The 7,216-nt window shown below is 70.7% G+C and carries 6 protein-coding genes and 1 pseudogene; 2 read left to right on the top strand and 5 right to left on the bottom strand.

What is annotated here, in order from left to right; all coding sequences use genetic code 11:
* From VGZ32_RS15010 to VGZ32_RS14990, 5 genes are all read right to left on the bottom strand, one after another.
* Positions 1–425, bottom strand: a 425-nt coding sequence (locus VGZ32_RS15010) for an NUDIX hydrolase (protein WP_326886643.1), incomplete at its 3' end; no start/stop codon positions are given.
* 67 nt (positions 426–492) lie between these two features.
* Positions 493–1,491 carry a CHAD domain-containing protein gene (locus tag VGZ32_RS15005; RefSeq protein ID WP_326886642.1) on the bottom strand — a complete coding sequence of 333 codons (999 nt, stop codon included), beginning with the start codon at positions 1,489–1,491 and terminating at the stop codon, positions 493–495.
* Between the two features lie 107 nt (positions 1,492–1,598).
* On the bottom strand, positions 1,599–3,731 hold the full coding sequence (locus VGZ32_RS15000) for an RNA degradosome polyphosphate kinase (protein WP_326886641.1): 2,133 nt from the start codon (positions 3,729–3,731) through the stop codon (positions 1,599–1,601).
* A gap of 89 nt (positions 3,732–3,820) precedes the next feature.
* The gene (gene mshD, locus VGZ32_RS14995) at positions 3,821–4,789 is read right to left on the bottom strand and encodes a mycothiol synthase (RefSeq protein ID WP_326886640.1); all 969 of its coding nucleotides are present in this window, start codon (positions 4,787–4,789) and stop codon (positions 3,821–3,823) included.
* Positions 4,790–4,826: 37 nt separating this feature from the next.
* Positions 4,827–5,534: a response regulator transcription factor gene (locus tag VGZ32_RS14990; RefSeq protein WP_326886639.1), complete on the bottom strand. Its 708-nt coding sequence runs from the start codon at positions 5,532–5,534 to the stop codon at positions 4,827–4,829.
* Positions 5,535–5,952: 418 nt separating this feature from the next.
* Between VGZ32_RS14990 and VGZ32_RS14985 the strand changes: the two genes are divergently transcribed.
* Together VGZ32_RS14985 and VGZ32_RS14980 are read left to right on the top strand one after the other, a co-directional pair.
* Entirely contained in the window at positions 5,953–6,309 is a 357-nt protein-coding gene (locus VGZ32_RS14985; RefSeq protein ID WP_326886638.1) for a MoaD/ThiS family protein, read from the top strand.
* Positions 6,310–6,322: 13 nt separating this feature from the next.
* Positions 6,323–7,216: pseudogene (locus tag VGZ32_RS14980) on the top strand (hypothetical protein); the annotation flags it as partial.

Below are 7,216 nucleotides of genomic sequence, written 5' to 3'. Positions count from 1 at the left end.
GAGAGGAACGCCTCCAGCACTGTCACGTCCAGCCAGCGCCCGAGCCTGGCCTTGGCCTCCCCGGGCGTCAGCCACGCCATCCGGTCCACCTCCCGGTTGGGTTCGAACCGCCCGCCGCCCGCGCTGCTCGGGATGACCCGCGCAGCCCAATACCGCACGTGCTTCGGCACACCGGCGACCTCATACGTGATCGTGGGCAGCCGACGCCCCAGCACCATCCGCTGTCCGGTCTCCTCGAAGACCTCCCGCTGCGCGGTCAGCTGGATGTGCTCGCCGGGTTCCTGCTTACCTTTGGCGAACGACCAGTCGTCATAGCGCGGACGGTGGACCAGCGCCAGCTCGGGACCGTCGGAACCCGGTCGCCAGAGCACCGCCCCACCGGCCTGGATCGGCTCGGTCGCGGTGGATGATCTGGTCAGCGGCACAGCCCCCCATCGTAGCTGGGGATTGCGATCCTTCCGTTGTCGTCACGCGTACCGCCGCGCTGCGCGTTCACTTCCCCAACCACGCACGGTGCGCCGGGTCCGCGGCGTCTGTCCACAGGTTGGGGAAGGCGAGCCGCGCCCGCAGGATTCCCGCGCGGGCGTCGCCGAGCAGCCGGCCGAGCACGAAGCCGGTCGGCGCGGCGATCCGGGGCGTACGGGCCGCGCGCAACAACACGGCCGAGGCGACCGTCGCGTCCTGCTGCGTGCCGAGATCCTCCGTGATCCGCTCCATGCAGACGGCGAAGTCCGTGGCCGGCTGCCCGGCGACCGGGACGCACACCTCCGCCGCATACCTGGCGCGCTTCGCCGCGATCCGCAACCGGTGCCACAGCTCGTCCGTCGCGTCGTCGGCGAAAGCGGAGCGCGCATTCTGCTTTCGCGGATCGGGCAGCGCCGCCACCCGCCGCTCCACCTGTGCGAAGGACTGAACGACCAAGGGGTACAGGACCGCGTCGGCCGGCTCCGCGGCCCCGTCCCCGGCCGGAAGGGTCTGCGGCGCCAGCGCGAGGCGATCGGCGAGCGCGTGGAACTTGGGGCCGGCCAGCGCGGCCAGCGTCACCTCGTGCGCCGTCGCGTACTCACGTTGCAGCATCCGGTCCAGCAGCGTCCGTGCCCGCAGCACGCCCGCGCTGGAGGCTCCGGAGCCCGACTCCTCGGCGAGCGCGTCCAGCGCCTTGAGCAGCCGCTCGCGCACCACCTCGACGTCCCGCTCCGGCGCGATCACGTCGGTGAACTCGGCGATCTGCGCGGCGAGCTCGTCGCACCAGTCCGCCTCGAGCACAGGCTTGTACGTGCGCAGCATCGAACGGGCCCGGCGGCAGGCCACCCTGATGCGGTGCGAGGCCTCCGGCTTGCCTTCACGCAGCCGCGGCAGCTGGCCGAGGAAGGCGGAGCTCTGAGCGGCCAGGTAGGCGCGCAGCACCTCGAGGGCTGGCGGCGGAGGGGCCAACTCCTGGTCCTCCGCCGCGGCCGCCACGCGTTCGGCGCGCCGTTCCACTCCGGTCACTCTTCTCCACCCCGCGTTCGGTCGGTCGACAGGTTCGGCTCCGCGCGCGGCGCCGCCTTACTCCACCCTCGAAGCAGCTCCCCTGCGCTCCCGGGTCCTGCTGTGCGCTAGCCCATCCGTGCTCGGCGGGCGGCCAGTGCCTGGTTGCGCGACTCGATCAGCGATTCCTGGATGTCGCGCAGCGGACCGCCGTCCGTCCCGGTCCGCCGGCTCCACAGCCCGTCGGACGCCAGCTCCCAGCAGGAGGCGTCGTCCTCGAAGACGGTGTCGATCATCCCGGCCAGCGAACGCCGGTGGCCGGGATCGGTGATCAGCACCAGGGCCTCGACCCGCCGGTCCAGGTTGCGGTGCATCATGTCGGCCGAGCCGATCCACACCTCGGGCGGCTCGCCCCCGCCCCGGCCGGTCGCGGCGGCCGGAACCTCGTTGCCGAACACGTAGATCCGCGAGTGCTCCAGGAAGCGGCCGAGGACGCTGCGCACCCGGATCGTCTCGGACAGGCCGGGCACCCCGGGCCGCAGCGCGCACATCCCGCGCACGTCGATCTCGATCGGCACGCCGGCCTGCGACGCCGCGTACAGCGCGTCGATGATCGCCTCGTCCACCAGCGAGTTCATCTTCATCCGGATGCGCGCGGTGCGCCCGGCGCCGCGACGGCCGCCGCTCAGCTTCTCCCGCTCCCGGTCGATCCGCTCGATCAGCCCGTCGCGCAGTCCGTTCGGCGCGGTCAGCAGCCTGCGGTAGGTGGTGGTGCGCGAGTAGCCGGACAGCCGGTTGAACAGGTGCGTCAGATCCTCGCCGACCTGTGGATCGCAGGTGAGCAGGCCCAAGTCCTCGTACTGGCGGGCGGTCTTCGGGTTGTAGTTGCCGGTGCCGATATGCGCGTAACGGCGCAGCCGGCTGCCTTCCTGACGCACCACCAGTGACAGCTTGCAGTGCGTCTTAAGCCCCATCAGGCCGTAGACCACGTGGCAGCCGGCCTGCTCGAGCTTGCGCGCCCACACGATGTTCGCGTGCTCGTCGAACCGCGCCTTGATCTCGACCAGGACGAGCACCTCCTTGCCCGCCTCGGCCGCGTCGATCAGCGCGTCCACGATCGGGGAGTCGCCGCTCGTGCGGTAGAGCGTCTGCTTGATCGCGCGCACATCCGGGTCCTCGGCGGCCTGCTCCAGGAAGGCCTGCACCGAGGTGGTGAACGAGTCGTAGGGGTGGTGCAGCAGGATGTCGCGCTGGCGCATCGCGGCGAACACGTCGATGCCCTGCGTGCCCTCGTACTCGGCCAGGTCGCGGTGCAGCGCGGTGGCGAAGGGCGGGAACTTGAGCTCCGGGCGCTCCTCGTTCGCGACGGTGAACAGCCCGGTCAGGTCCAGCGGCGCGGGCAGCCGGAAGACCTCGGCGTCGCTCACCCCCAGCTCGCGGACCAGCAGCTCGAGCACGGCCGGGTCGATCGTCTCCTCGACCTCGAGCCGGACCGGCGGGCCGAAGCGGCGGCGCACCAGCTCCCGCTCCAGCGTCTCCAGGAGGTTCTGCGACTCGTCCCCCTCGACCTCCACGTCCTCGTTCCGGGTGACCCGGAAGGCGTGGTGGCCGAGCACCTCCATGCCGTTGAACAGGTGCGGCAGGTGCTCCGCGATGAGGTCCTCGAGCGGGATGAAGTGGCCCTCGCTGGCCTCGATGAAGCGGGGCAGCAGCGGCGGCACCTTGACCCGGGCGAAGTGCTCGTTGCCGGTCACCGGGTTGCGCACCAGGACGGCGAGGTTGAGGGAGAGCCCGGATATGTAGGGGAAGGGGTGCGCCGGATCCACGGCCAGAGGGGTGAGCACCGGGAAGATCCGCTCCCGGAAGAGCGCGTACAACCGCTCCTGCCGCTCGGCGTCCAGGTCGGCCCAGCGCAGCAGTTCGATCCCGTGCGCCGACAGCTCAGGGCGCAGCTGCTCCTGGAAGTTCTGCGCGTGGCGGCGCATCTGTTCCCGCGAGTCCGCCCATATCCGCTGCAGCACCTCGCGGTGGGTGAGGCCGGAGGCGGTGGTCCCGGCCGCCCCGGTGGCGATCCGCCGCTTGAGCCCGGCGACCCGGACCATGAAGAACTCGTCGAGGTTGTTGGCGAAGATGGCGCTGAACTTGGCCCGCTCCAGCAGGGGCACTTCCTTGTCCTCGGCCAGCTCCAGGACCCGGCTGTTGAACTGCAGCCACGAGGCCTCGCGGTCGAGGAATCGCGGTGGGTCTGCGGGCGGTTCCATGATCCAACTTTCGCACGTAAAGATGAACGGCGGGTTTCCACCGGTGAGACACCAGGCGGACGAGCACGCACTCATCCGTTCTGAAAGCTTTACCTCGATCTAGGTCGTTCGTACAGTCCGTCCACCGAACGCGTGCGAAATCCGAGTGACGCGTAGAGCCGCAGCGCCGGATCGTTGTCGCCGTCCACGTACAGCACGACGGATCGAAGGCCAAGTTGCGCCAGATGGTTGAGGCCGGCGTCCGCCAGCAGCCGGCCGAGCCCGGCACCGGCGGCGTCGGGGTGGACGCCGAGGACGTAGATTTCGCCGACCGGCCCCGGTCCGTACTCTCCGGCCGGGTGCACCTTGGTCCAGTGGAAGCCGACGAGGCGCCCGTCCCGCTCGAACAGCAGGAATCCGGCCGGGTCGAACCACGGTTCGGCCATCCGCTCGGCCAGGTCGCGCTCGGTCCAGCGGCCCTGCTCGGGGTGGTGCGCGAAGGCGGCGGCGTTCAGCGCGAGCCATGCCGCTTCGTCCTGTCCCGGCTGAAAGGCCCTGATCCGGCCGGACGCGGCGGGGCCGGCCTCCTGGCGGTGTGCGCCCGAATCGGCCGCGCGCTGGGCCCACTCGCTGCCCGGTCCGATCTCCAACTCCAGCAGCCGCAAATCCCGGACAGCGGTGAAGCCGGAGTGCGCTGCGAGCGCCTTCGCCCCAGGGAGGTCTCCGTGCGCCCAGGCGCGCAGCGTGCCGCTCGTCTCCTCGATGGCTCGGGAGATCAAAGCGCCTCCGGCTCCGTGGCGCCGGAAGGCGGGTGCGACGCACAGCTCGGCGGTGCGGTCGCCGCCGTCTTCAACAGGGCCGAGGTACAGGTAACCGATCACCGATTCGGCGGCGTCGCGCGCCACCAAATGCAGGGCACCGGTCCGGCCGTGCTCGACCGCTAGGCGCCCGTCCTCAGACACCGGGCCGACGCCGTCCGCTCCGGCCACCGCCTCGATCAGCCCGGTGACCGCGACCCGGTCGGCGTCCGCGAGCCGCTCCGGTTCCTGTTGCACCGTCGGCGAGAAACCATCCGTCATCCCGCCAGACTATGACGTCGCGGGATTGTCAGGGCATTCAGACGCGTACGGACTCGCGGTCGGCGCGCTTCTCCGGGTTCACGAAGCGGTATCCGACGTTCCGGACCGTGCCGATGAGCTGCTCGTGCTCGGTGCCGAGCTTCGCCCGTAGGCGCCGCACGTGGACGTCCACCGTGCGCGTGCCGCCGAAGTAGTCGTAGCCCCAGACTTCCTGGAGCAACTGCGCCCGGGTGAACACCCGGCCCGGGTGCTGGGCCAGGTACTTCAGCAGCTCGAACTCCTTGAACGTCAGGTCCAGGATGCGGTTGCGCAGCCGCGCGGTGTAGGTGGCCTCGTCGATGGTGAGGTCGCCGTTGCGGATCTCCAGCGGGAGGTCCTCGGTGCCGGCGGCCGCGGCCAGCCGGCCGACCGCCAGCCGGATGCGGGCCTCGACCTCGGCCGGCCCGGAGGTGTCGAGCAGCACGTCGTCCACGCCCCACTCGGCCGTGACCGCGGCGAGGCCGCCCTCAGTGGTGATCAGCAGCATCGGGCAGTCCAGGCCGGTGGTCCGCAGCACCCGGCACAGCGACCGGGTGGCCGGCAGTTCGCGGCGGCCGTCGACGAGTAGCACGTCGGCGGGAGCGGTGTCCATCAGGGCGGAAGCTTCTGCCGGGGCGACCCGCACTGTGTGAAGGAGCAGCCCAAGGGCTGGCAGGACCTCGGCAGACGGAGCGAGGGCGTTGGTCAACAGGAGGAGGGTGGCCATGTCGTGGTACTCCTTCCGCCGTGCCGCACGGGTTGCGCGCGGACGCGATCTTTCAGAGCGATCACACTGCCGGCGCCCACACCGCGCAAACAGCTCGTGAGGCTTCTGTAACCTGCTCGTAAAATACGGCGAGGACCCAGTGGCCTCGTCGCCTGGATCCTCAGAAGTGCAGAATAGCGGACATGGACGTGATGTGTCTGCGGGGTGACGAACCTTTCTCGCTTCGTTATCGGAGGGGTGTCGCGGGTACTTGCGCAATGGCGAACGACCCAGTCCGAATTGGGTGACGCTGTGAGCGTCCGGTTGCTTCCTGCGCACACGATCCCGCATACGTGCGCTGCGCGTCGCCAGGCACCGGTACCTTTGTGGGGTCGCGCCGAGAGGTGGGAGGAGGGTCGAGCACACGATGGACACAGCTATGTCAGACACGGGTCTATCAGGCACAGCTCCATCCCGCACGGCTCTGTCCGGTAAGGCCGCGCGGCAAGGCGAATCGCCCGCTACGGGCGAGCGCGGCGTCGCGACCCTCCGTTACTGGGCCGCTGCCCGGGAAGCCGCAGGCACCGCCGAGGAGGAGACCCGCGCGACGACTTTGGGACGGGCGCTGACCGAGGCGGTCGCGACCCGGGGACAGGCGGGCGAGCGGCTGGCCGTGGTGCTGCGGCGCTCCTCGTTCCTGGTCGACGGGGCGCCGGTCGGCAAGCGCGATCCGGAGACCGTGGAGATCCGGTCCGGCGCGGTCGTCGAGGTCCTGCCGCCCTTCGCCGGAGGGTGAACCGGCGCCCGCCATGAGCAACGGATACGACTACGAGCAGGATCCCCAGGCCGAGCCCGGCGGTGGGGCCGGGCGTGGCCGCCGCCGGCGCGGCCAGCCGCACGAGGACTACCCAGAGGTCCCGCCGCAACATCGGCCGGGCGAGTATCAGCGTGAGCCCGGCGATTATCCACAGCCCCAGTACGAGGAATACGGCCGACCGGAATATTCCAGCTCTGAGTTCTCCCCGGCGGATTACCCGCGCGCTGAATACGCTTCGCCGGATTATCCGGCATCGGATTATCCGAAGCCCGCCGGGTACGACCCGCAGTGGGAGCAGTCCGGTCTCGGCTGGGATCCGCAGGCGTGGCGGGAAGCGTCGTCGGCCGAGCCGCGCTGGGATGAGGCTGGCTGGACGGATCCGCCTGCCGCGCCCGGACCTACGTGGCCCGAGCCGCAGTGGACCGAGCGCGAGCGGGCCGCGCACGATCGGGCCGAGCCCGACTGGTCCGAATCCGACTGGGACCGCTCGCACGCGCCGGGGAGCGATCGCGATTTCGAGTCCTTCGAGCCGAGGAGGCCCATCCCCGGCCCCGCCTCCTCCTACGACTCCTACGATCCGCCCGGTTACGAGCGCGACCTGGACCGCTTCGATGACGAGCCGCTCGCTCACGAGAACGACGTCGAGCCCACCTCGCTGGAGCCCACCGCACCGCCGAAGGCTGCGTCGCCCAAGTCTGCGCCGCCCAAGTCCGCGTCGCAGATCGCTCCGGCCGCAGGCCGCGGTGTCTTCGGGGCAGCCGGGCTCGCCGTTGTCGTCGGGATAAGCGCCGTCGCCGGAACCCCGGTCCTTGCGGTCGTCGTCGGGTTGAGCCAGATCGGGATCGCCATCGGCTGGCAACGCACGGCCGGTGCGCCTAAGCGCTAC

The sequence above is a fragment of the Actinocrinis sp. genome (assembly GCF_035938995.1).
Lineage (GTDB): Bacteria > Actinomycetota > Actinomycetes > Streptomycetales > Catenulisporaceae > DASZGI01.
The sequence above is the reverse complement of the archived record's forward strand: the minus strand, read 5'-3'. Positions and strand labels throughout refer to the sequence as shown.

What these genes read in the sequence shown, in the direction of transcription:
- mshD (WP_326886640.1), bottom strand. Translation starts at nt 4,789, where the DNA reads ATGACGGATGGTTTCTCGCCGACGGTGCAACAGGAACCGGAGCGGCTC.
- VGZ32_RS14990 (WP_326886639.1), bottom strand. Translation starts at nt 5,534, where the DNA reads ATGGCCACCCTCCTCCTGTTGACCAACGCCCTCGCTCCGTCTGCCGAG.
- VGZ32_RS15000 (WP_326886641.1), bottom strand. Translation starts at nt 3,731, where the DNA reads ATGGAACCGCCCGCAGACCCACCGCGATTCCTCGACCGCGAGGCCTCG.
- VGZ32_RS14985 (WP_326886638.1), top strand. Translation starts at nt 5,953, where the DNA reads ATGTCAGACACGGGTCTATCAGGCACAGCTCCATCCCGCACGGCTCTG.